This window comes from Mycobacterium sp. MAA66, from assembly GCF_041261665.1.
Classification (GTDB): domain Bacteria; phylum Actinomycetota; class Actinomycetes; order Mycobacteriales; family Mycobacteriaceae; genus Mycobacterium.
The window spans coordinates 939,355-964,207 of record NZ_JBGCCC010000002.1 but is presented as its reverse complement, the minus strand read 5'-3'; the positions used below and the strand labels follow the sequence as shown (position 1 = coordinate 964,207).

General features: G+C 65.3%; 26 protein-coding genes and 1 pseudogene. 14 read left to right on the top strand and 13 right to left on the bottom strand.

The annotated features are described in order from the left end of the window. The first annotated feature begins 12 nt into the window (after window positions 1–12). Entirely contained in the window at window positions 13–1,572 is a 1,560-nt protein-coding gene (locus ABIA30_RS11215; RefSeq protein WP_370065077.1) for an ATP-binding protein, read from the top strand. Next, window positions 1,569–2,261: a response regulator gene (locus tag ABIA30_RS11210; RefSeq protein ID WP_370065075.1), complete on the top strand. Its 693-nt coding sequence runs from the start codon at window positions 1,569–1,571 to the stop codon at window positions 2,259–2,261. The genes ABIA30_RS11215 and ABIA30_RS11210 overlap by 4 nt, the downstream gene beginning before the upstream one ends. Window positions 2,262–2,293: 32 nt before the next feature. Here the strand turns inward: ABIA30_RS11210 and ABIA30_RS11205 are convergent, their stop codons facing one another. Then, window positions 2,294–3,148 carry a LysR family transcriptional regulator gene (locus tag ABIA30_RS11205; protein WP_370065073.1) on the bottom strand — a complete coding sequence of 285 codons (855 nt, stop codon included), beginning with the start codon at window positions 3,146–3,148 and terminating at the stop codon, window positions 2,294–2,296. A 71-nt stretch (window positions 3,149–3,219) separates the two neighbouring features. Between ABIA30_RS11205 and ABIA30_RS11200 the strand changes: the two genes are divergently transcribed. Continuing rightward, a complete protein-coding gene (locus ABIA30_RS11200; RefSeq protein WP_370065071.1) occupies window positions 3,220–4,224 on the top strand; it encodes a bile acid:sodium symporter family protein in 1,005 nt (334 codons plus the stop codon). 3 nt (window positions 4,225–4,227) lie between these two features. Here the strand turns inward: ABIA30_RS11200 and ABIA30_RS11195 are convergent, their stop codons facing one another. Next, window positions 4,228–4,845, bottom strand: a complete 618-nt coding sequence (locus tag ABIA30_RS11195) for a TetR/AcrR family transcriptional regulator (RefSeq protein WP_370065069.1) — start codon at window positions 4,843–4,845, stop codon at window positions 4,228–4,230. Window positions 4,846–4,929: 84 nt separating this feature from the next. On the opposite strand from ABIA30_RS11195, the gene ABIA30_RS11190 reads away from it, so the two are divergent. Beyond that, on the top strand, window positions 4,930–5,385 hold the full coding sequence (locus ABIA30_RS11190) for a hypothetical protein (protein WP_370065067.1): 456 nt from the start codon (window positions 4,930–4,932) through the stop codon (window positions 5,383–5,385). A 4-nt stretch (window positions 5,386–5,389) separates the two neighbouring features. Here the strand turns inward: ABIA30_RS11190 and ABIA30_RS11185 are convergent, their stop codons facing one another. Then, window positions 5,390–5,959, bottom strand: coding sequence for a hypothetical protein (locus ABIA30_RS11185; RefSeq protein ID WP_370065065.1), 570 nt, complete (start codon window positions 5,957–5,959; stop codon window positions 5,390–5,392). A 20-nt stretch (window positions 5,960–5,979) separates the two neighbouring features. Next, on the bottom strand, window positions 5,980–7,062 hold the full coding sequence (locus ABIA30_RS11180) for a 2Fe-2S iron-sulfur cluster-binding protein (RefSeq protein WP_370065063.1): 1,083 nt from the start codon (window positions 7,060–7,062) through the stop codon (window positions 5,980–5,982). Between the two features lie 157 nt (window positions 7,063–7,219). Here ABIA30_RS11180 and hsaA point away from each other — a divergent pair, with 157 nt between their 5' ends. From hsaA to hsaB, 4 genes are read left to right on the top strand one after another with little or no spacing between them, the layout of a single operon-like run. Further along, window positions 7,220–8,410, top strand: coding sequence for a 3-hydroxy-9,10-secoandrosta-1,3,5(10)-triene-9,17-dione monooxygenase oxygenase subunit (gene hsaA, locus ABIA30_RS11175; protein WP_370065061.1), 1,191 nt, complete (start codon window positions 7,220–7,222; stop codon window positions 8,408–8,410). Beyond that, window positions 8,410–9,384: a 4,5:9,10-diseco-3-hydroxy-5,9,17-trioxoandrosta-1(10),2-diene-4-oate hydrolase gene (hsaD, locus tag ABIA30_RS11170; protein WP_370065059.1), complete on the top strand. Its 975-nt coding sequence runs from the start codon at window positions 8,410–8,412 to the stop codon at window positions 9,382–9,384. The genes hsaA and hsaD overlap by 1 nt, the downstream gene beginning before the upstream one ends. Before the next feature lie 24 nt (window positions 9,385–9,408). After that, on the top strand, window positions 9,409–10,311 hold the full coding sequence (gene hsaC, locus ABIA30_RS11165; RefSeq protein ID WP_370065056.1) for an iron-dependent extradiol dioxygenase HsaC: 903 nt from the start codon (window positions 9,409–9,411) through the stop codon (window positions 10,309–10,311). 24 nt (window positions 10,312–10,335) lie between these two features. Further along, window positions 10,336–10,905 (top strand): 3-hydroxy-9,10-secoandrosta-1,3,5(10)-triene-9,17-dione monooxygenase reductase subunit, encoded by a 570-nt coding sequence (gene hsaB / locus ABIA30_RS11160; protein WP_370065054.1) that lies wholly within the window; start codon window positions 10,336–10,338, stop codon window positions 10,903–10,905. Between the two features lie 3 nt (window positions 10,906–10,908). On the opposite strand, the gene ABIA30_RS11155 is transcribed toward hsaB, so the two are convergent. Continuing rightward, on the bottom strand, window positions 10,909–11,409 hold the full coding sequence (locus tag ABIA30_RS11155; RefSeq protein WP_370065052.1) for a MarR family winged helix-turn-helix transcriptional regulator: 501 nt from the start codon (window positions 11,407–11,409) through the stop codon (window positions 10,909–10,911). Between the two features lie 140 nt (window positions 11,410–11,549). Between ABIA30_RS11155 and ABIA30_RS11150 the strand changes: the two genes are divergently transcribed. Both ABIA30_RS11150 and ABIA30_RS11145 read left to right on the top strand, forming a co-directional pair. Continuing rightward, window positions 11,550–11,990 carry a nitroreductase/quinone reductase family protein gene (locus tag ABIA30_RS11150; protein ID WP_370065050.1) on the top strand — a complete coding sequence of 147 codons (441 nt, stop codon included), beginning with the start codon at window positions 11,550–11,552 and terminating at the stop codon, window positions 11,988–11,990. Window positions 11,991–12,074: 84 nt separating this feature from the next. Further along, the gene (locus tag ABIA30_RS11145; protein ID WP_370065048.1) at window positions 12,075–13,700 is read left to right on the top strand and encodes a DHA2 family efflux MFS transporter permease subunit; all 1,626 of its coding nucleotides are present in this window, start codon (window positions 12,075–12,077) and stop codon (window positions 13,698–13,700) included. A 24-nt stretch (window positions 13,701–13,724) separates the two neighbouring features. On the opposite strand, the gene ABIA30_RS11140 is transcribed toward ABIA30_RS11145, so the two are convergent. From ABIA30_RS11140 to ABIA30_RS11115, 6 genes and pseudogenes are all read right to left on the bottom strand, one after another. After that, on the bottom strand, window positions 13,725–14,534 hold the full coding sequence (locus tag ABIA30_RS11140; RefSeq protein WP_370065047.1) for an Abi-alpha family protein: 810 nt from the start codon (window positions 14,532–14,534) through the stop codon (window positions 13,725–13,727). A 137-nt stretch (window positions 14,535–14,671) separates the two neighbouring features. Then, entirely contained in the window at window positions 14,672–15,835 is a 1,164-nt protein-coding gene (locus ABIA30_RS11135; RefSeq protein ID WP_370065046.1) for a pyridoxal phosphate-dependent aminotransferase, read from the bottom strand. 2 nt (window positions 15,836–15,837) lie between these two features. Next, the gene (locus ABIA30_RS11130) at window positions 15,838–16,773 is read right to left on the bottom strand and encodes an acyl-CoA dehydrogenase family protein (RefSeq protein WP_370065045.1); all 936 of its coding nucleotides are present in this window, start codon (window positions 16,771–16,773) and stop codon (window positions 15,838–15,840) included. A gap of 2 nt (window positions 16,774–16,775) precedes the next feature. Next, a complete protein-coding gene (locus tag ABIA30_RS11125; protein ID WP_370065044.1) occupies window positions 16,776–17,741 on the bottom strand; it encodes an acyl-CoA dehydrogenase family protein in 966 nt (321 codons plus the stop codon). Between the two features lie 14 nt (window positions 17,742–17,755). After that, window positions 17,756–18,880, bottom strand: coding sequence for an acyl-CoA dehydrogenase family protein (locus tag ABIA30_RS11120; protein WP_370065043.1), 1,125 nt, complete (start codon window positions 18,878–18,880; stop codon window positions 17,756–17,758). A gap of 8 nt (window positions 18,881–18,888) precedes the next feature. Continuing rightward, window positions 18,889–19,005: pseudogene (locus ABIA30_RS11115) on the bottom strand (hypothetical protein); the annotation flags it as partial. A 102-nt stretch (window positions 19,006–19,107) separates the two neighbouring features. Here ABIA30_RS11115 and ipdE1 point away from each other — a divergent pair. Both ipdE1 and ipdF read left to right on the top strand, forming a co-directional pair. After that, the gene (gene ipdE1, locus ABIA30_RS11110) at window positions 19,108–20,256 is read left to right on the top strand and encodes an acyl-CoA dehydrogenase IpdE1 (protein ID WP_370065041.1); all 1,149 of its coding nucleotides are present in this window, start codon (window positions 19,108–19,110) and stop codon (window positions 20,254–20,256) included. Then, complete coding sequence (ipdF, locus tag ABIA30_RS11105; RefSeq protein WP_370065039.1) at window positions 20,256–21,044, top strand: (5R,7aS)-5-hydroxy-7a-methyl-1-oxo-2,3,5,6,7,7a-hexahydro-1H-indene-carboxyl-CoA reductase; 789 nt, start codon at window positions 20,256–20,258, stop codon at window positions 21,042–21,044. Before ipdE1 ends, ipdF begins: the two co-directional genes overlap by 1 nt. Window positions 21,045–21,180: 136 nt before the next feature. Here the strand turns inward: ipdF and ABIA30_RS11100 are convergent, their stop codons facing one another. Then, entirely contained in the window at window positions 21,181–22,443 is a 1,263-nt protein-coding gene (locus ABIA30_RS11100; protein ID WP_238396415.1) for a CaiB/BaiF CoA-transferase family protein, read from the bottom strand. A 231-nt stretch (window positions 22,444–22,674) separates the two neighbouring features. Between ABIA30_RS11100 and ABIA30_RS11095 the strand changes: the two genes are divergently transcribed. Next, window positions 22,675–23,295, top strand: coding sequence for a TetR/AcrR family transcriptional regulator (locus tag ABIA30_RS11095; protein ID WP_370065523.1), 621 nt, complete (start codon window positions 22,675–22,677; stop codon window positions 23,293–23,295). Between the two features lie 25 nt (window positions 23,296–23,320). Further along, the gene (locus tag ABIA30_RS11090; protein ID WP_370065037.1) at window positions 23,321–24,475 is read left to right on the top strand and encodes an acetyl-CoA C-acetyltransferase; all 1,155 of its coding nucleotides are present in this window, start codon (window positions 23,321–23,323) and stop codon (window positions 24,473–24,475) included. 42 nt (window positions 24,476–24,517) lie between these two features. Here the strand turns inward: ABIA30_RS11090 and ABIA30_RS11085 are convergent, their stop codons facing one another. Beyond that, complete coding sequence (locus ABIA30_RS11085; protein ID WP_370065035.1) at window positions 24,518–24,817, bottom strand: hypothetical protein; 300 nt, start codon at window positions 24,815–24,817, stop codon at window positions 24,518–24,520. Window positions 24,818–24,853 lie beyond the last annotated feature (36 nt).

The following is a 24,853-nucleotide window of genomic DNA, read 5'->3' as shown; positions in this document are numbered from 1 at the left end:
GCGGCGCGGAGCGTGGCGCGCGAACTCTTCGGCTGGCAACTGGCGCTCCTCCTGCTGCTGATCGTGAGCGCCGGCGCCTTCGCGATCCTCGACGCGCGCCGCGCCGCGGACGAGCTCACCCGGCAGAAGGTCGTCGCCGTCACCGAATCCGTCGCGAAGATGAATTCGACAGCCCAGGCGATCGCCTCGCCGAACCCGGCAGCCGTCCTGCAGCCGCAAACCGAGGCCGTCCGCCAGGCCACCGGTGTCGATTTCGTGGTCGTGATGGCGCCGGACCGCACCCGGTTCACCCACACCGACGTCACCCGGATCGGCGGCCAGTTCACCGGCAACATCGACCGCGCGCTGGCCGGTGAGACCTTCACCGAGACCTACGCGGGCACCCTCGGCCCATCGATCCGTGCGGTGGCTCCGGTGCACGCCGCCGACGGGCGCATCGTCGGTCTGGTCTCGGCAGGCGTGACCCGCGAGCGCACCTGGCGCAGTGTGCTCGCGACCCTGCCTGCGATCGCCGCTGCGATCGGAGTTGCGTTGCTGTTGGCGCTGATCGGTTCGGTGCTGCTGGAACGGCGCCTGCGTCGGCGCACGTTGGGATTGTCCTTTCCGGATTTGAGGTCGATCTACGAGCAGCGCGAAGCGGTCTTGCACGCCGTCGGCGAGGGGCTGCTGGTATTCGACAACAGCGGCAGGGTCGAAGTGGTCAATGACGAAGCGCGGCGGTTGCTTTCACTTCCGCAGGGCGCTCTTACCCGCGCACAGTTGCCCGGCTCGCTCGGGAGTGCGGGCGACGGCGTCCTCACCGACGAAACGCATGTCACCGTGGACCGGGTGCTGCTCGTCAATCAACAACCCGTGCAGTGGGAGCAGCGCAGCATCGGCACCGTGATGACCCTGCGGGATCGCACTGATCTGCAACGGGTTTCGGGTGAACTGAGTTCGGTGACACAGTTCGCGGAATCGCTACGGGCCAGGGCCCATGAGGCCGACAATCGGCTGCACACGGTGATCACCATGGTCGAACTCGGCCGTGCTGAGGACGCGGTGCGGTTCGCCACCGCGGAACTGGCTGTGTCACAACAACTCATCGACAGGTTGATGTCGACGGTGGCAGAGCCCGCGCTGGCCGCCCTGCTGCTCGGCAAGATCAGCCAGGCCCGCGATCACGGGGTCGAGCTGTCCGTCACCGAGGACTCGCTACTCGACGATCCGGCGAGCCTCACGTTGGGTCAAGGCGAATTGATCACGCTGATGGGCAATCTCGTGGACAATGCGATCGACGCCGCCGGCGCCGATCCGCCAGGATGGGTGGAAATCACCGTGCGTGGTGAACCGGAGGAGTTGACCATCGTCGTCGCCGACAGCGGTCCGGGTATGTCCACCGACGCATTCGAGCAGGCCCGCACGCGCGGCTATTCGACGAAGGGCGATTCGCGCGGGCTCGGACTGGCGTTGGTGTGGCAGGTGATCGCCTCCCATGGCGGCACGATCACGTCGGAGAACACCTACGGATCGGTGATCACCGTGACGGTGCCGTCCCGCGGGGGTACCGCCGGAGCGGGTCCGCACCGATGATCCGGGTGTTGATCGTCGAGGATGAACCGTTGATCGCCGAGGCTCATCGTCAATACGTTGAACGGATACCGGGATTCGTCGTCCACGCCGTGGTGAACACCGGGAACGCCGCGATACGTGCCGCCGCTGCGGCCGCCGGCGATGGCACCCCGATCGAATTGGTACTGCTGGATATCGGACTTCCGGATGCCAGTGGAATCGACGTGGCCTCGGCGCTGGGCGGGATCCGTCCGGCCCCGGAAATCATCGCGATCAGTTCGGAACGGGACCTGGCCGTGGTGCGTTCGGCGGTGGCGCACGGCATAGCGATGTATCTGCTCAAGCCGTTCACCTTCGCGGCGTTCCGGGACAAGCTCGAGCGTTATCGGCAGTACCGCGATGCGCTGAAGTCGGGTGGGGTCGCTGCGGGTCAGCATGAGATCGACCGGGCGATGAACGCGCTGCGTTCGGCCGACCAACGGCCGTTCGCTCCCAAGGGCATCTCGACCGACACGCTGGATCTGGTGATCGGGGCGCTGCGCGAGGTGCCGGCCGGGCTCAACGCATCCGAAGCCGCTGAACGCCTGGGCATCTCACGGGTGACGGCGTGGCGCTATCTGGAGCGGGTGGCCGATGACGGCGTAGTCCGTCGTGAGACCGAGTACGGCAAGGCCGGCCGCCCGCAGGTGCGCTATGTGTTGTCGACCTGACGCGGTGGTCGCTCACGGACGGACCGATCGGTTCAGCCGTACATCCGGTGCACACCGGCGATGATCGCGTCGCGCAGTGCGGACTCGGCGTCGGACAGCGTGCTGTGCCGGTGCAGCAGTACGAACTCAAGGTGACCCAGGTCTGGGAGCTGGTTGCCGGCGATGGGCGCAAGGCCTTGGGGCAGTAGGGTTTCGGAGTGCGCAACGATGCCGAGACCGGCCAGTGCCGCGGCCTGCAGGCCGAGCAGGCTGTCGCTGACGCAGGCGATCCGCCAGGTCCGCCGTTCGCGCTCCAGTTCGCGTAACGCGACGTGCCGGGTCAGGCTGGGCGGTGGATACGTGACGATCGGGATCGGGTCGGCGATATGGGTCAGGCCGGGTCGTCCCGCCCAGACCAACCGGTCTCGCCACAATAGTTCTCCGTGTTTCTCTCCAGGTAACCGTTTGGCGACCATGAGGTCTAATTCGCCTGCGGCCATTCGGGTTTTGAGATTCTCGCTGAGGCCCACGACGAGTTCGAGGTCCACTCCGGGATAGGAGCGCCGGAACTCCACCAGCACGTCGGAGAGCATGCGACCGACCAGATCGTCGGACGCGCCGAGTCGGATGAGACCGGTCACCGTGCTCTCTGAGAAGTAGCGATCCGCCTGGGCCTGGGCGTCCAGGATGTTGTGGGCGAACCCGACCATGGCTGCCCCGTCGGCGGTCAGCGCCAGGTTGCGGGTATCGCGGCGGAACAGCTCGCGCCCGACGGCCTGTTCGAGGCGAGTGATGTGTCCGCTGACCGTCGACTGCCGTAGCCCCAGCAGTCGCCCGGCCGCGGTGAACCCGCCGGCCCGCTCGACCGCGAGGAAGGTCCGCAGCAGCTCGGGGTCCAACATATTCATCACGATATACGTTCAGATATATCGGATACATCGGCTTTCGCTATGAGTGACCTCCGCAGTACGTTTGCCCGGTGAACCTCCTCGCCAAGCTCCGCATCGACGGCTTCCTCCTCGGGCTGTTCGCTGCGATGGCGATCGGCGTGCTCATACCGGCCCGTGGCGAGGCGACCGGTGTCGTGGAGTCGGCCACCAAGGTCGCGATCGCGGTGCTGTTCCTGCTGTACGGCACCCGACTGGAGCCGCGAGAGGCACTCGAAGGCCTGAAACACTGGCGGCTGCACACCACCGTGCTGGCCGCCACCTACGTGCTGTTCCCGCTGCTCGGTCTGGCGATGAAGGTGCTGGTTCCTTCGGTGCTGACCGGCGAGCTCTACATCGGCATGCTGTATCTGTGCCTGTTGCCGTCCACGGTGCAGTCGTCGATCGCGTTCACCTCGATCGCTCGCGGCAATGTCGCGGCCGCGGTGGTGAGTGCATCGGCGTCAAACTTACTGGGCATCTTCGTCACTCCGCTGTTGGTGACACTCCTGATGCAAACCTCCGGTGGCGCAACGGTTTCGGCGAAATCGATCCTGGAGATCGTCGTGCAGTTGTTGTTGCCGTTCGTGGCCGGCCAGCTGCTGCGATCCAAGCTGCACCGGGTGCTGTCGCACACCACATTGACCAAGGTCGTCGACCGCGGTTCGGTCTATCTGGTCGTCTACGCCGCATTCAGCGCCGGTATGTCCGAACACATTTGGACCGGCATGAAGGTCACCAACGTGCTGGCCGTCGTGGCAGTCAGCGTGGTGCTGTTGGCGGTGGTGCTCGCAGCGACGTCCGGTGTCGCGAGGCTGCTGAAATTCGACCGCGCCGACCGAATCGTCATCATCTTCTGCGGGTCGAAGAAGAGCTTGGCCACCGGACTGCCCATGGCCACCGTGTTGTTCGCCGGACACCCGGTGGGCCTGATTGTGTTGCCGCTGATGATCTTTCACCAGATTCAGCTGATCACCTGTGCGTGGCTGTCGGGGCGCTGGGGCAGACAGGCCGAGGCTCTGGAGTCAGAACTCGACATGGTTGCCGCCAAAGGCTGACCGTCAGGCGTTCCGCAGATATCCGGTGAGCATCGCCACTATCGAATCCTCCAACTGCCGTGTGTCGGCCGGCCGCTCGCAGGCAATCAGCCGGTGGGTGAGCGATTCGATCGTCGCGACTGTCATCCGGGCCGCGAACTTGAGGTCCGGCACGCAAACTTCGGGATGCTGCGACAGCAGATCGTGCGCTGCCCGCACCGCCCATTCCTCGGCGTCGTGCAGGCGCGCCAGCAGTGCCGGTGACCGCGGCGCCTCCTCGAACAGCACTCGGTGCAGGGATGGATCGTCGCGGTGGTTGTCGATGGTCGCGCGGGTGAACAGCCGTAACCGGTCTTCCAACGACTCCGGCAACCCGGTGGCCGCGCGTTCGGCCAGCAGCGCCGCGCCCGCGTCGATGTGTGCGTCGATGAGCGCGGCCAGGATCGCGTCTTTGTTCGGGAAGTACTGATACAACGAGCCGATCGAAATATCCGCCGCGGCAGCGATGCGATTCGTGGTGCCCGCCCGGTAACCGTACGCCGAGAAAACATGAGCAGCCGCCGCCAGTATCCGCGTGCGGGTCTGCGTCGAACGCTGCTGTTTGGGCTGCTTGCGGGCACGGAACCGGTCTGATGGGGCCATTGTCACCTCCAGCGGAAAGGCGAGTAGTCAACCCGCCTGCCCCTATCGAGAATTAGGTGACCCTAACTGAAAAGGAGTGCCACCGTGAAGACCGTGCATACCGAATCCGAACTGCTGGCCTGCGTCGACCAGGTCTGGCACGCGATGCAACAACCTGCCACCTTCCTCTATGTGTGCCGTGGCCTGTTCGCGGTTCCCATCCTGTCCGGGCGCACCGAACCGCTGCGGGCCGGGGAGCGGGGGACCGGCTGGCTGTTGGCATTTCATCTGATTCCGGCCTACCGACACACCATCGAGGTGCTGTCCGTCGACGCCTTCGCCCACACCATCCGCACTCACGAGCACGGCGGGGTGATCGACTCGTGGAACCACACCCTGCATGTCGAACCCGTCGGGCCGGGTCGCTGCCGGTACCGCGACACCATCGAGATCGATGCCGGATGGCTGAGCGGAGTCGTGGCACTGGTCGCGCGCGGCATCTTCCGCTACCGCCATCGCCGGTGGCGCAAGCTGGTTCGGGAGCTGGCGTCTGTGAGCTGACCGATCAGAACGTCGTTGTCGCGCAAGCGGTAGGCGTAGTGAGGTTGACCCCGGCGTACGCCACCTGAATGTCCGAGCAGGCAATGAAATTCGACTGGGTCCGCGGTTGGCCGGTACCCGCGTCGAGCGGTTCGGAGACGCCGTCGACCTGGAACCGTTCGAACGATCCGCCGCCGAAGTAGGTGATCGAGAGCTGCGAGCTGTTCTCGGACTTGAGCTGGCGCGACAGCACGTTGTCGTAGTTGGAGCCACGGTGCTGGGCCGGGTATCCGGACGGCGCGCTGTACGCGACATCCTGGTAGACCAGGCGATCAGAACTGCGCAAGGTGATGTTCTGCCGGGCCCAGGTGTCACCGGGCAACGGCAGCGGACCGTCGGGAGTCAGCAGATTGGCCGCCGTGTTGAAGGTGCAGGTCGTCCCCGAGCAGTTGGCGGTGACGTGCATCTGGATCTTGGTCACCCCGTCCACCGGAACGAACGAGTCGGCCGAAGTGCTCGCGGCGCCAGCCGTTGCGGGCGAGATCAGGGCAGTCGCGGCCAGAGCCGCCACGCTTGCTGCAGTAAGCCGGGTCATCGTCAGAAAATATCCGTTCGCTACTCGTCGTAGGTGACTTCGACGGAATCCGTCTTCGGCACCGCCTGGCACGCAAGGACCAGGCCTTCCTCCAGGTCGGACGGCTCCAGCACGTCGTTGATGGCCATCTGTACATCGCCGCTTTTCATGAGCACCGCGCACGCGCCGCAGTGCCCTTCGCGACAGGAGAATGGAGCCTCCAAACCTTTGTTGAGCAACACGTCGAGCAGCACTGCCTGACGTGGCCAACTCAACTCGTGCGTTTCGCCGTCGAGCGTGACGACGGCCGTTGCCGGACCTTCGTCGCTGTCATCGTCTGCCAGGACGACCGCCGCGAACGGGTCGGAGTCCAGTGACTGGAACACTTCGAGGTGGATTTTTTCCTTGGCCGCCCCGGACTTGGCCAGCGCTTCCTCAGTGGCGGCCATGAATGGCGCGGGGCCGCAGATGAAGGCCTCCCGTGCGGCGTAGGGGGCCAGCGCGGTGGCCAACGTGGTCACGCTGGGTAGACCCTGCACCGACTCCAGCCAGTGCACGACGGACAGCCGGTCTGGGTACAACGAGGTCAATTCGCGCAACGCTTTGCCGAAGATCACCGAGTTCTCGTCCCGGTTGGCGTAGAACAGCGTCACCTTGCCGGTGCCCTCCGACAGGGCGGACTTGCAGATCGACAACATCGGGGTGATGCCGCTGCCGCCCGCCAGCAGGAGAAAGTCGGCGTCCAGGTTCTTGGGCACGAAGTTCCCGGACGGTGCCAGCACATGCATCCGCATCCCGGCGTGCGCGTTGTCGCACAACCAGTTCGATGCGTAGCCGTTCGCGGTGCGCTTGACCGCCACGGTCAGTGCCTCATCGGCGAACGGGGAGCTGCACAGCGAGTAGCAGCGGGCCACCGACCCGGTGCGGGTACTGGGGACGCGCAGGGTGAGGAATTGGCCGGGGGAGTACTTCAGACGCTCCGGCGGGATGTCGCTGCCATCGGGGGTCGTGAACACCAACACTCGAGCGTCGGCGGTCTCAGCGACGACGTCGGCCACCACCAGTTCGAGTACGTGGCTGCCCAGGGCTGGATCCCGGCTCAGCCGGAGCGGCTCGTCAGTCACAACTAACACCCTTCTATTTTTGCGGCCTGAAACCGGAACTAGAACAGGTTACAAAAACCCGCTTTGCCAGGTCTACCTGCTGCAGGAATACCCTGCTCGACACAAATCGTAACGTGTTCTAATCTCTGTCTAGACGACCACTTCTGGGAGGCAATCCGTGACGTCCATTGAACAACGCGACGTGCAGGCCGTGCTGGCCGGTATCGACGAGCTGCTGCCGGTGCTGCGTGAGCGCGCCCAGGCGACCGAGGACCTTCGCCAGGTCCCGCAGGAGTCTATCGACACGCTCAATGAGATCGGCTTCTTCAAGTTGCTGCAGCCCGAGCAGTGGGGTGGCCTTCAGTGCGACCCGTCGTACTTCTACGAAGCCGTCCGCCGGCTGGCCAGCGCCTGCGGCTCGACCGGATGGGTCGCCTCGATCATCGGCGTGCACAACTGGCACCTGGCCCTGTTCGATCAGCAGGCCCAGGAAGACGTCTGGGGCGAGGACGCGTCGGTGCGGATCTCTTCGTCCTACGCCCCCATGGGCGCCGGCGTGGTGACCGAGACCGGTGACGGCTACATCGTCAACGGCGCCTGGAACTGGTCGTCCGGTTCAGAGCATGCCACCTGGGCCTTCCTCGGCGGACCCGTGATCAAGGACGGCCGGCCGGTCGACTTCGGCAGCTTCCTGATCCCGCGAACCGAGTACACCATCGACGACGTCTGGAACGTGGTGGGCCTGCGCGGCACCGGTTCGAACACCGTCGTGGTCAAGGACGTGTTCGTGCCCCGGCACCGCTTCCTGTCCTACAAGTCGATGAACGACGGCACCGCCGGTGGCTACCAGACCAACACCGCCCCGGTTTACAAGATGCCCTGGGGCACTGTGCATCCCAGCACCATCTCGGCACCGATCGTCGGTATGGCTTACGGCGCCTACGAGGCGCACGTCGAGCACCAGGGCAAGCGGGTGCGTGCCGCGTTCGCCGGCGAGAAGTCCAAGGATGATCCGTTCGCCAAGGTCCGGATCGCCGAGGCTGCCAGCGACATCGACGCCGCGTGGCGTCAGCTGTCCGGCAACATCGCCGACGAGTATGCACTGCTGTTGGCGGGCAAGGAGATTCCGTTCGAGCTCCGGGCCCGGGCCCGTCGTGACCAGGTGCGCGCCACGGGCCGCGCCATCGCGTCCATCGACCGCCTGTTCGAGGCTGCCGGTGCCACCGCGCTGGCGAATGGCACTCCGCTGCAACGCTTCTGGCGCGACGCACATGCAGGTCGGGTGCACGCCGCCAACGAGCCCGAGCGCGCCTACCTGATCTTCGGCAACAACGAATTCGGTCTGCCGCCGGCAGACACGATGGTCTGATGCCAGAGGTCACTTTCGAGTCGACCTCGCGGTACGCGCAGGTCTCTGGGGCGAGCGTAGCGACGGGAAATGTCGCTGGGGCGAGCGTAGCGACGGGAAATGTCGCTGGGGCGAGCGTAGCGACGGGAAATGTCGCTGGGGCGAGCGTAGCGACGGGTGATGCGCATGAAGGTATGCGCCTGCACTACCACGAAGCCGGCGACCCGGCCGCTGAGACGATCGTGCTGTTGCACGGCGGCGGACCGGGTGCGTCGAGCTGGTCGAACTTCTCGAAGAACATCGCGGTGCTGGCGGAGCACTTCCATGTGCTCGCCGTCGACCAGCCGGGCTACGGCCACTCCGACAAGCACACCGAGCATGAGCAGTACAACCGGTACAGCGCCAATGCCCTGTTGGGTCTTTTCGACCATCTCGGTATCGAACGTGCTGCGCTGGTGGGCAATTCGCTCGGCGGCGGCACCGCAGTGCGGTTCGCGCTGGACAACCCGAAGCGGGCGGGCAAGTTGGTGCTGATGGGCCCGGGTGGCCTGAGCGTCAACCTGTTCGCGCCGGACCCCACCGAGGGTGTCAAGCTGCTCGGCCGTTTCACCGGCGAGCCGACGCGCGAGAACATGGAGAAATTCCTCCGCATCATGGTGTTCGACCAGAGCCTGGTCACTCCGGAATTGATCGAGGAACGCTTCCAGATCGCCAGCCGGCCCGAGTCCCTGGCCGCGGCGCGAGCGATGGGGAAGTCGTTCGCGGGTGCGGACTTCGAGCTCGGAATGATGTGGCGAGATGTCTACAAGCTGCGTCAGCCGGTGCTGTTGATCTGGGGTCGCGAGGACCGCGTCAACCCGATCGACGGTGCGCTGGTGGCACTCAAGCAGATTCCGCGAGTGCAGCTGCATGTGTTCGGTCAATGCGGGCACTGGGCGCAGCTGGAGAAGTTCGACGAGTTCAACAAACTCACCATTGATTTCCTGCGCGGTTAAGCGTCGGCTATTAGGAGATATGCGATGACGACGATCAAGGCGCTCGGCTACATGCGCATCGAGGCCACCGACATGGCGGCCTGGCGTGAGTTCGGGCTCAAGGTGCTCGGCATGATGGAGGGCGAGGGCACCAACCCCGACGCGCTCTACCTTCGGATGGACGATGTCGCGGCCCGCCTGGTGATCGTGCCCGGTGAGAAGGACCGGCTGCTGGTTTCGGGCTGGGAGGTCGCTGACGCGCCGGCCCTGGCTCAGGTGCGCGAGACGTTGTCCAAAGCAGGTGTCGAGTTCACCGAGGGCACCAAGGATGAGCTGGCCGACCGCAAGGTCGAGGGCCTGATCCGGTTCAACGATCCAGCCGGCAACACCCTCGAGGTGTTCTACGGCATCCAGTACCTGGGGCGCCGGTTCGTCAGCCCCTACGGCCACAAGTTCGTCACCGCCGAGCAGGGACTGGGCCATGTCGTGCTCACCTGTGACGATGACGCTGCGGCACAAGCCTTTTACCAGGACGTGCTGGGCTTCCGGCTGCGTGACTCGATGCGGTTGCCTCCGCAGATCGCGGGCCGTCCGGCCGACGGCGAGCCGGTGTGGCTGCGCTTCTACGGCTGCAACCCGCGCCACCACGCGCTGGCGTTCATGCCGATGCCCAACCCGACCGGCATTGTCCACCTGATGGTCGAGGTGGGGAACGCCGACGACGTCGGCCTGTGCCTGGACCGCGCCAACCGCAAGAAGGTCAAGATGTCGGCCACCTTGGGCAGGCACATCAACGACAAGATGCTGTCCTTCTACATGAAGACCCCGGGCGGGTTCGACATGGAATTCGGTTGCGAGGGGCTCGAAGTCGAGGACGAGAGCTGGATCGCACGGGAGAGCGTCGGGATCAGCCTCTGGGGCCACGACTTCAGCGTTGGGTTCAAGTAACCTCATTCGGGTGAGGAGCCTGCCGTGACCGAAACTCCGCAGATCGACCCGCGCGTATTCCGAAATGTGCTGGGGCAGTTCTGTACTGGCATCACCGTCATCACCACGGTGCACGAGGATGTGCCGATCGGCTTCGCCTGTCAGTCGTTCGCGGCGTTGTCGCTCGACCCGCCGCTGGTGCTGTTCTGCCCGACCAAGCAGTCCCGGGCCTGGAAGGCCATCGAGGCCAGCGGCAAGTTCTGCGTCAACATGCTGCACGAGAACCAGCAACACGTCTCGGCGCAGTTCGGCTCGCGCGCCGAGGACAAGTTCGCCGGAATCGATTGGCGTCCTTCGGAACTGGGCTCACCGGTGATCGATGGCGGGCTGGCGCACATCGACTGCACGGTGCATTCCGTCCACGACGGCGGTGACCACTTCGTGGTGTTCGGTGGCGTGCAGTCCATGTCGGAGCCGCATGCGATCAAACCGCGGCCGCTGTTGTTCTACCGCGGCGAGTACACCGGTATCGAGCCGGACAAGAACACCCCCGCCCAGTGGCGCGCAGACCTGGATGCCTTCCTGACGACGACCACTGAAGACACCTGGCTGTAGGGCCTAATCTCGCGGATGCCGAGGCTCGCCCTCGCGCTCGGCGAGGTGACTGCCCATCGTGGCACGCAAGTCGATGAGCAGGGCTTCGAAACTGTTCAATAGTTCGGGGGCATAGCGCGACATCACGGTGTCGAATTGCAGTCCCAGCGTCGTGAAGAACTCCTCGGCGCGACCGTGCACAATAGGGCTGCTGCGCAGCGTCACAACTCGTCGATCCGTGCTTTCCCGGCTTCGGATGATGTGTCCGGCTTCCTCAAGGCGGTTGAGCAGCGATGTTGTGGCACCTGAGGACAGGCCGATGCGACTCGCTAGACGCGCCGGCGAGAGTGGGGAGCTGTGCTCCTCCGCGTACACGATTTCCATCAACGCTTCCGAATCGGTTGAGTGCAAACCGAGCCAGCTGCCGAACAGGCGACTGAACTGGTTGAAGATGGAACCGTAGATTCGCAGTTCTTCCATCAGGCGGGCGCGCTGCCCGGCGGCGTCCGAATTCTCCTGCTGCATCGCAGACCTACCTTCTTCGTGGACGCGGTGTTCGCCGCCTGATCTTGACAACCCACCATCAGCTATCTAGCTTCAATATGAAGATACTTGATATTGGTACCTTATTCAACGGCTGCCCGCAGGTCTATCCAGGAGTTTTCATGACCGACCAGATCCCCGACGCCGCGACCATGCGGGCGTTCAACCAGACTGTTATCGACGAGTTCCGCGCCAATGGCGGCAAGGTGAGCGGCCCGTTCGAAGGCCAAGACCTGTTGCTGCTCACCACTCGAGGCGCCAAGACCGGTCTGCCTCGACTGGTGCCGTTGTCCTACTTGACGATCGACGGGGTCATCATCTTGGTCGGCTCCCTCGCCGGCGCTGATATCGATCCGGCCTGGGCGCACAATCTTCGAGCCAACCCACGGGCGCGCGTTGATCTCGGCAACGAGTCCTACGACGTGCTGGTGCGCGAACTGTCGCGCGTGGAGCGAGATGCAACGTTTCCGAAAGTCACGGCAGTGGAACCGATATACGCCGAGTACCAGGCGAAAACGGCACGGGCGATTCCACTCTTCGAGTTACTTCGAGCCGAGGACTGAGGGCTCGAAGGTCAACTCGTTGCCAAGCGGGTAGATCGTACAAAGATCTTTCGCCGCGAAACCAACCCGGAAACTAGGTTATCTGTGAGCTTTTCGTTGAACACCCGGCGGTGGCTGGGCCTGATCGCCATCGCCCTCGGGGTCGCGCTGATCGTGGTCGACACCACCATCGTGAACGTGATCGTGCCGTCGATAATCGACGATTTGAAGGTGAATTCTGTTCAGTCGCAATGGATTCAGGAGTCCTACGCGATTGTGTTGGCGGCCCTGCTCCTGCTGGTCGGCCGGGTTGCGGACATCGTCGGTGCGCGCCGAGTCTTCTTGACAGGCGTGGTGATCTTCGGGGCGCCGAGTCTGCTGGCGGGGCTGGCGTCGACCGGCGGCCTGCTGATCGTGGCGCGCTTCGCGCAAGGCATGGGCGCGGCGATGATCCTGCCCACTTCGCTGTCGCTACTGAACGCGTCGTTCACCGGAAAGGCCCGCGGCCAGGCATTCGCGGTCTGGGGATCGACCATCGGTGCCGCTGCCGCGGTTGGACCCCTGCTGGGCGGCTGGCTTTCCGAACACGTGTCCTGGCGCTGGGCCTTCGGCATCAACATTCCGCTGGCCATCCTCATCTTCGCCGCCTCGATGATCTTCCTGGACCGCTCACCAAAAATCCCCGGGCGCGTCGACGTACTCGGCGCGCTGCTCTCGGTGGTGGGGCTGGGACTTCTGGCCTTCGGTCTGATCGAGGGCCGTACCTACGGCTGGCTGACCGTCGAAGAACCATTGACGCTGCTCGGGCACACCTGGTCAGGCGGCCCGTCACCTGTCGCGGTGGCGTTGGTCCTGGCGGCTACGGCACTGGTGGGTTTCGCCGTCCGGCAAACTCTGCTGACCCGCGGCCCCGACCCCGATCGCGCGCTGATGGACATTCGACTGCTCTCGATCGGGTCGTTCCGCAACGGCAATATCGCCACTCTCATCATCGGCGTCGGCGAGTTCGGCATCGTGGCGGTGCTACCGCTGTGGCTGCAGTTCACCCTCGGTTACAGCGCAGTGCAAGCGGGATTGGCCCTCGTGCCCATCGCCATCGGCAGCTTCGTCGCCAGCGGCGCCAGCTTCGCGCTCGCCGCCAAGGCGTCCCCGCTGGATCTGGTCCGGATGGGCCTGCTCCTCGAAGCATTCGGACTTGGCGGTCTGGCCTTCGTCGCCGACGTACACGCTCCCTGGTGGCACCTGGCAGGGGTGCTGTTCTTCTACGGGATCGGAGTGGGCTTCGCGACCGCGCAGGTCACCAATGTTGTTCTCAACGATGTCCCCGAGCAGAACTCCGGACAGGCTTCCGGCATCCAGAGCGCCTTCCGCCAACTCGGATCGGCACTCGGCATCGCGGTGCTGACCACCACGTTCTTCAGCACGCTGGGCGCCACGCTGAAAACCGCGCTCACCACTGCAGGCACGCCGCCGCGGCAAGCCGATGGCCTCACCCACGCCGTCACCGACAGCGCGGGCGCGGCAATCGAAGGCCTTGCCGCCGGGCCACATACGCAGTTCGTCGCCGGCGCCGCGCGCGACGCGATGACGCACAGCGTGAGCGTGGTCGGTTACATCGCCGCAGGCGTCATCGTCCTGGGACTCATCGCCACTGCCTTCATCCGGAGTCAGCCCGCCGCGTCACCCGACCCAACTCCCGTAGTCGATACCGGCGAGCGGACGGCACTGTAAAGCAGAGAACGGCGCAAGCGCCCGCTAGGACTCTTCCTGCGCGATCGCGGCGGCCCACAATCCGCGACCCAGGTCGGACAGGCTCAAGGTCAGCTTCTCCACCCGGGCCGGCAACGGTCCACGGGTCGCGCGTTTGGTCGCGTCCAGCACGATCGGCTCGGCCGTGAGGATTTCGTAGTCGACGTCCTGGGTGGGATCCTCTGGACCGGTTTCGACCAGCCCGAGGTCCAGTAGGTGCCCGACGTATTGCGGGACCATCTTCGGCAGGGCCACGTTGGCGGTACGGCCCACCAGGCAGGCGTTGGTCAGCACCAGCTGGCCCCGACGGGTGTACACGTTCACCAGCGGTGAGGATCCGCCGTCGGACAGCGCGCCGACGATCCGCGCTTCGTCGGCGACCAGCTGATCGAGCAGCCGATGATAGAACTCGTTCTGGCTTTCGGCGGTGCTCTGATCCAGTGCTTTGTCGAGCAGCTTGCCCAGCTTGGTGTTGAGCGTTTCCTGCACCGGGGGCTCTGGCGTGCTGGGGGCCAACTCGCGGGGAGTGGCGTTCTCCAACGCGACCAGGCTGGTCTTGCCGAGGGCCGCCAACTGCTCACCGCTCCACAACGCCAGCTTGAGCCCCGCCGTAGCCGCACCAAGGGCGCGATCGGCGACGCCGAACGGATCGAATCGCTTGGGGATCGCCGGACGGCGCTTCGGCGTGCTGACGGCGATGGCGAAGTCACCGATCGGGGTGCTCAGCCTGAACCCACGACGCTCACGCGGTTCGCGGTTGACCGGCGCATCATCGGTCACATCCGGTTCTCCGGTGTTCGATATCTCCTGCGACATCGTCGCTCGATCCCTCTCGTGTGGCACTCTCGGCGACCGGCCGAGGGCGCTTGGTTATGGGGACCGTACCTGGTCGAATGGCAAAACCGGCATGCGGTTGCAGCGGCGAGGGTGGACCGTGCGGGTGTTGACGGCCGTCAGCCGGAGAACCTTGCCAGCCAGGGACCCAGCCTGCGCAGTGCTTCCTCTATGTCGGACCGTGGGCCGGCGAACGACAGCCGGACGAATGATTCTCCGTACTGTGTGTCGAAATCCACACCCGGGGCAACGGCCAGACCGGTGTCGGCGAGCAGTTTCTCGCAGAATGCCAGCGAGTCGGTGGAGTAGTCGGAGATGTCGGCGTACACGTAGAACGCGCCGTCGGCCGGCGCCAGTTTGTGCAGCCCGATCTGCGCGAGCCCCTCCAGCAGCAGTGCCCGGTTCACCGCGTAGTGCTCGACCAAACCATCGGCTTCGGCGATCGATTCGGCTGTGAATGCCGCGACGGCCGCGTACTGGGGCAGCGTGGGCGGGCAGATGGAGAAGTTCCCGGTCAGGCGGTCCACCGCGCGGCGCAGCGGCTCGGGTACCAGCAGCCAGCCCAGTCGCCAGCCGGTCATCGCGAAGTACTTGGAGAAGCTGTTCACCACGATGGCGTTGCGTGAGCTCTCCCAGGCGCAGCTGGTCGCCGGTGCGCCTTCATAGACCAAGCCGTGGTACAGCTCGTCGCTGACCAGCTGTACGTCGTTGGCGTCACACCACGTGACAATCGCGGCCAGGTCCTCGGCCGGCAGTACCGTGCCGGTCGGATTGTTCGGGCTGGCGATGATCAGACCCTTTATCGGTGGGTCCAGTTGCTCCAGCATGGAAATAGTTGGGTGAAAACGGGTTTCCGGCCCGCAGGGCACCTCGACAACCTCGCAGCCCAAGGCAGACAAGATGTTTCGGTAGCAGGGGTACCCGGGGCTGACCACTGCGACCCGATCGCCGGCATCGAAGCAGGACAGGAATGTCAACAGGAATCCGCCGGTCGAACCGGTGGTCACGACGACCGCGTCAGGTTCCACCTCGATGCCGTAGCGGTCCAGGTACGACGCGGCTATCGCCTCGCGTAGTTCCGGAATGCCCAGGGCGACGGTGTATCCAAGGTTGTCGTTGGCCAGCGCTTGAGCCGCGGCGGCCCGGATCGGTGCCGGTGCCTGCGCGGCAGGCTGGCCCGCCGACAGGTTCACCAGGTCACCGTGGGTGCGTTGCCGCTGCGCCGCGGCCAGCCACACGTCCATCACATAGAACGGTGGGATGCCCGCCCGCAGCGCAACCATTCTCAGAGCACTTCGGCTTCGAGGCGGCGCAGGTGCTCCCGCGCCGGCCCGAGCAGCTGGGCGCTGCCGTGCGCCCGCTTGAAGTAGAACTGGATGTCGCTTTCCCAGGTGATGGCGATACCGCCATGCATCTGGATTGCCTCGGCGGCAACGGCATTGAACGCCTCGGTGGCGATGAAGCGGGCCAGTGAAGCGTTCGTGGGAGTCGGATCGGCGATGGCGTCGTTGACGATCGAGCGCGCGGCGGAGACCTTCACGTATAGATCGGACATCCGGTGCTTGAGCGCTTGGAAGCTGCCGATCGGCCGGCCGAACTGCACCCGGTCCTTGGTGTAGGCCACGGTCAGGTCCAGGCAGCGGCTGGCCGCGCCGACCTGCTCGACGGCCATCAGGATTGCCGCGGTGTCGGCCAATCCGGGGTCGGCACCGAGGTTTTCGGTGGCGCCCGCAGTGACGGCGGCCAGTCGACGGGTGGGGTCCATCGTGGTGGCCGGCGTCGAGGTGACATCCGTCCAGCGGCTCAGCTGGCCGTCCTGGGCGGCGATCACCACGTCGGCGATGTCGCCGTTGAGGGCGTAGCCCGCATCGAAAACAACTGTGCCGATGGATGTGCCCTCGGCCAGGCCTTCGAGCGGCTCGTGGTTGCCGACGGCCAGCAGGGCTACTTCTGCCAGGGTGGTGCCGAACAGCGGCGTTGGCACCAGATTTTTGGCCAGCTCTTCCAGAACCACTGCGGCATCGGCTAATTCACCGCCGGCTCCGCCCAGTTCGTCGGGCACGATCAGCGCCGCGGCGCCGACCTGTTCGCACAGCAGCTGCCACAGGTTCGTGTCGTAGCCGTGCTCGGACTCGATGGCGGCCCGCACTGCCTCGGGGCCGGCGTGCTTGTCGACCAGTGCCGCGACGGTGGCGCGCAGCATCTCCCGTTCTTCGCTCACAATCACAGTCCTTCCAGCACGCGGGTCCGGTGCCACGTCGAATCGCCCCACGCCGAGCGCAGCGCCTGGGTGCGCAGCAGCAGCAGGGACAGGTCGTGTTCCTGCGTGAAACCGATGGCGCCGTGGGTCTGCAGCGACGAGCGAGCGGCCAGCAGCGCGGCCTCGTTGGCGGCCACCTTTGCGGCGCTGACGTCGCGGGCCAGCGTCGGCGAGCCGTCGGCCAGTGCCAGGGCGGCGCCGTAGACCAGCGGACGGGCCAGCTCGACGGCGATGTGCACGTCGGCCAGCTTGTGTTTGATCGCCTGGTACGAACCGATCACCGTGCCGAACTGGGTGCGCTGCTTGGCGTACTCGACAGCCATGTCGAGCATCGCCTGGCCGGCGCCGACCAGCTGTGCGGCGGTGGCCAGCGCACCGAATTCGAAAGCCTTTGCGGTATCGGCGGATTGGGCCGCACCGGTGGCGGTCACGTCGAACAGGTGACGGGCCGGGTCGACCGATTGGTGCTCAGTGCCGATGGTGGCGTCCTGCACCTGCCCGTCACCGGCCAGCAGGATCAGCCCGGCGGTGTCGGCGTCGACGGCCCGCGGGGTCAGCGGCGGCTGGGCCACGGTGGCGATGAGCTCGCCCGAGGCCAGTCCCTCCGAACGCGCGTCTGCCGCCAGCAGTACCGGTGCCACGGCGATGGATTCGGTGACCGGACCGGGCACGGCCCAGTAGCCCAGACGCTCAAGGGCGACAACCAGATCCACCGGGTGTGCGCCGATGCCGTCGAATTCTTCCGGCACGTTCAGTGCGGTGACGCCCAGGTCGGCCAGGGTGGACCAGACCTTGCGGCCGGGCGCGGCGTCGGCCGCCTTTTCGACCCCACCCCATGCGCGCACCGCGGCGGGGACATCGGCGGCACCCAACGCGGCATCGATGCTCGCAGCGAAATCGCGCTGCGAATCGTCCAATTCAAAGAACACGTCAAGAATCTCTCTTATTTGCGGGGCAGGCCCAGCAGGCGCTCGGCGATGATGTTGCGCTGAATTTCGTTGGTACCGGCGTAGATCGGGCCGCCCAGGGCGAACAGCAATCCTTCGGTCCAGTGGTCGTACAGCTCGGCGTCGGCGCCGCGCAGGTCCAGCGCGGTCTGGTGCAGGGCGACGTCAAGGTCGGACCAGAACACCTTGGTCACCGAGGACTCGGCGCCCAGTTCGCCGCCGTTGGCCAGCCGCGTGACGGTGCCGAAGGTGTGCAGGCGGTAGGCCTGGGCCTTGATCCAGGCATCGGCGACGCGCTCGGCGTAGGCCGGGTTCTGGTCGACCTTCCATTGCGCGACAAGGCGTTCTGCCGGGGCGACGAAGCGGGCCGGGCTGCGCAGCGACATGCCGCGCTCGTTGCTGGAGGTGCTCATGGCGGCAGTCCAGCCGTTGTGCACCTGGCCGATGACGTCCTCGTCGGGGACGAACACGTCGTCGAGGAAGATCTCACCGAAACCGGTCTCGCCGCCCAGCTGGGCGATGGGGCGGACCGTGATGCCCTCGGCCTTCAGATCGAACATGAAGTAGGTCAGGCCCTTGTGCCGCTGGGCTTCCGGGTCGGAGCGGAACAGGCCGAAGCCGCGCTCGCCGAACGGGGCGCGCGAGCTCCAGATCTTCTGGCCGTTGAGCTTCCAACCGCCCTCGACCTTGGTCGCGGTCGAGCGCAGCGAGGCCAGGTCGCTGCCGGACTCAGGCTCGGACCAGGCCTGGGCCCAGATCTCTTCGCCGGAGGCCATTTTCGGCAGCACGCGCTGCATCTGCTCCGGCGTGCCGTGGGCGAACAGTGTCGGGGCCAGCATCGCGGTCCCGTTGGCGGAGGCCCGGCCCGGTGCGCCGGACTTGAAGTACTCCTCCTCGTACACCACCCACTGCAGCATGGTGGCGTCGCGGCCGCCGTACTCCTTGGGCCACGCGATGACCGACAGGCCGGCGTCGAACAGCACCTTGTCCCAAACCCGGTGCTGCTCGAAGCCTTCGCGGATGTCGTAGGACTTGGTAGGGAACTTGTCCTTGTTGGCCGCCAAGAAGTCGCGGACCTCGGCCCGGAATTCTTCTGTCTCGTCGTCGAATGTCAGGTCCATCTATCGACTCATCTCATCTCTCGAAGCGAAGGTTTGACCACTTTTCCTCCAGGGTTGCGCGGCGGGGCGTCCAGGAACGGCACCGATCGCGGGGTCTTGAAGTTCGCCAGATGTTCTTTGGTGTAGGTCTGCGGTGGGGTCTGCCGACCGGGCTGCTGGGTGCCGTCGGACCCACTCATCGGAACTCCCTCTAACAAAGCAAGTGCTTGGTAGGTTAGCCTACAGGGGTGATAGAGGTCCAGACGTTCCGGGCTGAGGTCCGGCAATGGCTCGCAGACAATCTCGTCGGTGAATTCGCAGCTCTCAAGGGCCTGGGTGGCCCCGGCCGTGAGCACGAGGCGTACGAGGAACGACGCGCGTGGAACCAGCATCTGGCTGCGGCAGGGCTGACCTGCCTGGGTTGGCCGGAGGAGCATGGCGGCCGTGGCCTGTCGGTCGCGCACCGCGTCGCCTTCTATGAGGAGTACGCCAAGGCGGACGCTCCGGACAAGGTCAACCACCTCGGTGAGGAACTGCTGGGGCCGACGCTCATCGCGTACGGCACCGAAGAGCAGAAGAAGCGCTTCCTGCCGAACATCCTGAACGTCACCGAGCTGTGGGCCCAGGGCTACTCGGAGCCCGGCGCAGGTAGCGACCTGGCCAACGTCTCGACGTCGGCTGAGCTGGTCGGCGACGAATGGGTGATCAACGGCCAGAAGGTGTGGACCTCGCTGGCGCACTGGGCGCAGTGGTGCTTCGTGGTGGCCCGCAGCGAAAAGGGCTCCAAGCGTCACCATGGCCTTTCCTACTTGTTGGTGCCGCTGGACCAGCCGGGCGTCGAAATCCGTCCGATCGTCCAGCTGACCGGCGACTCCGAGTTCAACGAGGTGTTCTTCGACGACGCCCGCACCGAGGCGTCGCTGGTCGTCGGTGAGCCCGGGCAGGGCTGGGGCGTGGCGATGGCCACCCTGACCTTCGAGCGCGGCGTCTCCACGCTGGGCCAGCAGATCCGCTACAAGCGTGAGCTTGAAGGCCTGATCGACGTGGCCAAGCGCAGCGGAGCCCTCGACGATCCGCTGATCCGGCACAAGCTGACCGAGTCCTGGACCGGCCTGCAGGCCATGCGGTCCTACGCCATGGCGACGATGGACGTCGAGCAGCCCGGCCAGGACAACGTGTCAAAGCTGTTGTGGGCCAACTGGCATCGTGAACTCGGCGAGATCGCCATGGAGGTTCAGGGCATGGCGGGGCTGACGCTGCCCGGCGGCGAGTTCGACGAGTGGCAGCGGCTGTTCCTGTTCTCGCGTTCGGACACCATCTACGGCGGTTCGAACGAAATTCAGCGCAACATCATCGCCGAGCGCGTGCTCGGCCTACCCCGAGAGGCCAAGGGCTGATGGATCTTTCAGTTGCTCCCACCGAGGTTGAGGGCCACGGCCTGCTGAAGGGCAAGGTCGTCCTGGTCACCGCCGCAGCCGGCACCGGCATCGGCTCGTCCACCGCCCGTCGGGCGCTGATGGAGGGCGCCGACGTCGTGGTGTCCGACTACCACGAGCGGCGCCTGAACGAGACCCGCGATCAGCTGGCCGAGCTCAGCTTGGGCCGCGTCGAGGCCGTGGTCTGCGACGTCACCTCGACTTCCGCGGTCGACGCCCTGATCACCTCGGCCGTCGAAAAGATGGGCCGCTTGGACGTTTTGGTGAACAACGCCGGCCTCGGTGGCGAGACCCCGTTGGTCGATATGACCGACGATGAGTGGGACCGTGTCCTGAACGTCACGCTGAACTCGGTGATGCGCGCGACCCGGGCGGCGCTGCGGTACTTCCGCGGTGCTGAGCACGGTGGTGTGATCGTCAACAACGCCAGTGTCCTGGGCTGGCGCGCCCAGCACTCGCAGTCGCACTACGCCGCCGCCAAGGCCGGGGTGATGGCCCTGACCCGTTGCAGCGCAATCGAAGCCGTCGAGTACGGGGTGCGGATCAACGCGGTGTCCCCGAGCATCGCGCGGCACAAGTTCCTGGAGAAGTCGGCCGATGCCGCGCTGCTGGACCGGCTGTCCTCCGACGAGGCATTCGGCCGTGCCGCCGAGCCGTGGGAAATCGCCACCACCATCGCGTATTTGGCCAGTGACTACTCCAGTTACCTGACCGGTGAGATCATTTCGGTGTCGAGCCAGCGGGCGTAGTTTTCATCCGGCCGCGAGGTTCGGATATATGCACTTGCCCGCCTAATTGCGACAGCGTTGTCGCAATTAGGCGGGCATTTTCATGTGTGGCTGGCTCGCGATCTCGCGAGCCTGACCTGGTGGCGGACCCTCTCGATCAGATGATCGCCTGCTCTTGCAAGCTCGCGATCCGCGCCGCGTCATAGCCCAGTTCGCCCAGTATCTCTGCGCTGTGCTCGCCGATCAGCGGCGGCGGGCGGCGGATCGTCGCAGGCGTCGCGCCCATGCCCGCCAGCGGGCTGCCGATCAGGTCGACCGATCCGGCGGCGGCCCACATGTGCGGAGTCGTGGCGCGCAGGCCCCGGTGCTGCACCTGCGGATCATCCCAGACCTCCGCTAGATCGTTATAGCGCGCGGCCGGGATGCCCACGCTGTCGAACTTCGCCTGAAGCTCCTCCGTCGTGAACTGCCGGCTCCACACGTTGATGATGTCGATCAACTCCGCGCGATTGATCTTGGCCCGCTTGGCGTTGGTGTCGAAGCGCGGGTCGGCGTAGAGCTCGGGCCGGCCCATCAACTCCGACATGCGCCGCCAGTGGGCGTCGCTGCCGGCCGTAATGTACGTCATGCCGTCGCGCGCATGGATGAGGTCGGCGGGTCCGCCGCCGTTGCCGCCATTGCCCAGACGCTCCGCCTGGACGCCGTTGATCAGATAGTCCTGCATGATGTGGCAGATCATCGCCACGGAACTGTCAAGCAGCGCCATGTCGATGTGCTGGCCCTCGCCCGTGCTGTTGCGATGGTTCAGCGCGGCGAGGATCGCGATGGCGCTGTTGTGCCCGGTCACGAAATCGACCAGGCTGGGACCGGCCTTCACCGGACCCGCGCCGGGCTGGCCTTCGGGGATTCCGGTCACGGCCATCATGCCGCCGCTCGCCTGGAACAACCCGTCGTAGCCCGCGCGCGCCGCCATCGGCCCGGTCTGGCCAAAGCCGGTGATCGAGCAATAGATGAGGCGGGGATTGATCGCCTTCAGGCTCTCGTAGTCCAGCCCGAACCGCTTGAGGTCGCCGACCTTGTAATTCTCGATTAGGATGTCCGCGGTCTTGACTAGGGCACGCAGGATGTCCTGCCCCTCCGGCTTGGAGTGGTTGACCGTGATCGACCGCTTGTTGCGGTTCGACGCGGTGAAGAAGCCGGACTGGCGAAGGTCCTTGCCATCCTTGCCCTCGACCGAGGCAAGACCGTAACCGCGCCCTTCGTCACCGCTGCCCGGACGCTCCACCTTGATGACGTCAGCGCCGAGGTCGCCCAGTATCTGCGCGCTGATCGGGCCGGCGAAGACGCGGGTCATGTCGATGACCCGGATACCCTCCAGGGCAAGCTGTGTCGTGCTCATGATCTCCTGATACTCATCCATTTCACATCGTGCTGCGCGCAATCATAGGGCTCGAATCGAAGCGCCCGACGCTTTGCGCACCCCATCTATCGGTCGCGGTCGAGAACCGCGCGCGTGACCTCGCCCGCCCTCAGGGCCGCGATCGCCTCAACGTGCGCGACCCAGGTGAGCACTCGATCTTTGTGTATGTAGTGGCCAAGTCAACACCGGCCCGACCTACCCTAGCAAGCGCTTGGTTGCTATGCTGTGTCGATGGCGTCTCAATCGCCCACTCAGGCCGTGAGCAGGCGTGACGAGCTCCTTGAGCTCGCCGCGGCGATGTTCGCTGAGCGCGGGCTGAAGGCAACCACGGTCCGCGACATCGCAGACTCCGCGGGAATCCTCTCCGGCAGTCTCTACCACCACTTCAAATCGAAGGAACAAATGGTGGAGGAGATCATGCGTGATTTCCTTGACTGGCTGTTCGACAAGTACCGGCAGATCATCGAAACCGAGTCCGATCCGATGGAGCGGCTCAAGGGCCTTTTCATGGCCTCCTTCGACGCCATTGAGCACCGGCATGCCCAGGTTGTCATCTACCAGGACGAGGCGAAGCGGCTGGGCATTCTGCCGCAGTTCGATTTCGTCGATGAGCGCAATCGCGAGCAACGCAAGATGTGGGTCGACATCCTCAACGAGGGTGTGGCGCAAGGAGTCTTCCGCCCCGACCTGGACTTCGATCTGGTCTACCGATTCATCCGCGACACCACCTGGGTATCTGTTCGTTGGTATCAGCCAGGCGGACCGTTGAGCGCGCGCGAGGTCGGCGAGCAATACCTGGCCATTGTGCTCGGGGGAATCGCCGATCCCGCCAAAAACATTGTGAATAAATAGATTTCTGAAACAAAGGAGTTGAGAAATGGCTGCATCTGAGGCGTATGTCATCGATGCCGTGCGCACCGCCGTCGGCAAGAAGGGTGGCGCCCTCGCCGGCTACCACCCGATCGATCTCGGTGTGGAGGCGTACCGCGGCATCTTCGCCCGTAACGACGTCGACCCCGCTGCGTTCGACGACGTCATCGTCGGTTGTGTCGACGCCATCGGTGGGCAGGCCGGCAACATCGGCCGGCTGACCTGGCTGGCCGCGGGTTACGACGAGGGCGTTCCCGGCACCACCGTCGACCGGCAGTGCGGTTCCTCGCAGCAGGCCATTTCCTTTGGCGCGCAAGCCATCATGTCCGGCACCGCGGATCTGATCCTGGCCGCCGGCATTCAGAACATGAGCCAGATCCCGATCAGCTCGGCCATGATCGTCGGCGAGCAGTTCGGGTTCACCTCGCCGACCAGCGAGTCGAAGCGCTGGGTGGAACGCTATGGCGACCAAGAGATTTCGCAGTTCCGCGGCGCCGAGATGATCGCCGAGCAGTGGGACATCTCCCGCGAGGACATGGAGCTGTTCGCCTACAACAGCCACCAGCGGGCGTTCGCTGCGATCCGTGAGGGCCGGTTCGACAACGAGATCGTCCCGGTCGACGGCTTCAAGGTCGACGAGGGCCCGCGGGAGAGCACTCTGGAGAAGCTGGCGTCGCTCAAGGTGCTGGTCGAAGGCGGTCGGCTGACCGCCGCGCTGGCCAGCCAGATTTCTGATGGCGCGTCGGCGACGCTGCTGGCCTCTGAAGCGGCGGTCAAGGCTCACGGCCTCAAGCCGCGGGCCCGCATCCACCACATCAGCTGCCGCGGTGACGACCCGGTGAAGATGCTGACCGGCCCGATCCCGGCGACCAAGTACGCGCTGGAGAAGACCGGCCTGACCATGGACGACATCGACGTCATCGAGATCAACGAGGCGTTCGCGTCCGTCGCGCTAGCCTGGGCCAAGGAGCTGGGCGTCGACCTGGCGAAGGTGAACCCGAACGGCGGCGGCATCGCGCTGGGCCACCCGCTCGGTGCCACCGGCGCCAAGCTGTTCGCCACCCTGCTCAACGAGCTGGAACGCATCAACGGCCGCTACGGCCTGCTGACCATGTGCGAGGGCGGCGGTACCGCCAACGTCACCATCATCGAGCGCCTGTAGTTGTTCAGCGAGTAGACGTGAAATCCCCCTAATTTGCGGGTTTTAGGGGGATTTCGCGTCTACTCGTGGGGATGGGCTGTTTAGCGGTCCGATATTCGGGCATTCAGCATGGATGTTGAAGTCCATCGCCGTTGCTGCGGCGGCAGCAGTTTCGGTCATCGGTTCAAGCGCCTGTTCGAGCGGACGCGATGGGTCGGGGAGTACGACGGGCACATCCGGCACCGTCTCGACTTCGACGTCCTCTTCCTCGAGTTCGACCTCGACGCTGATCATCCCGGGAGTTCCGGTCGGCCCGTCGTTGCCCGCCTCGACGTCGCCGTCGACCACCACGACCACCGTCATCGTCACCACGCTGCCGACGACGAGCGAGGTGGCTCC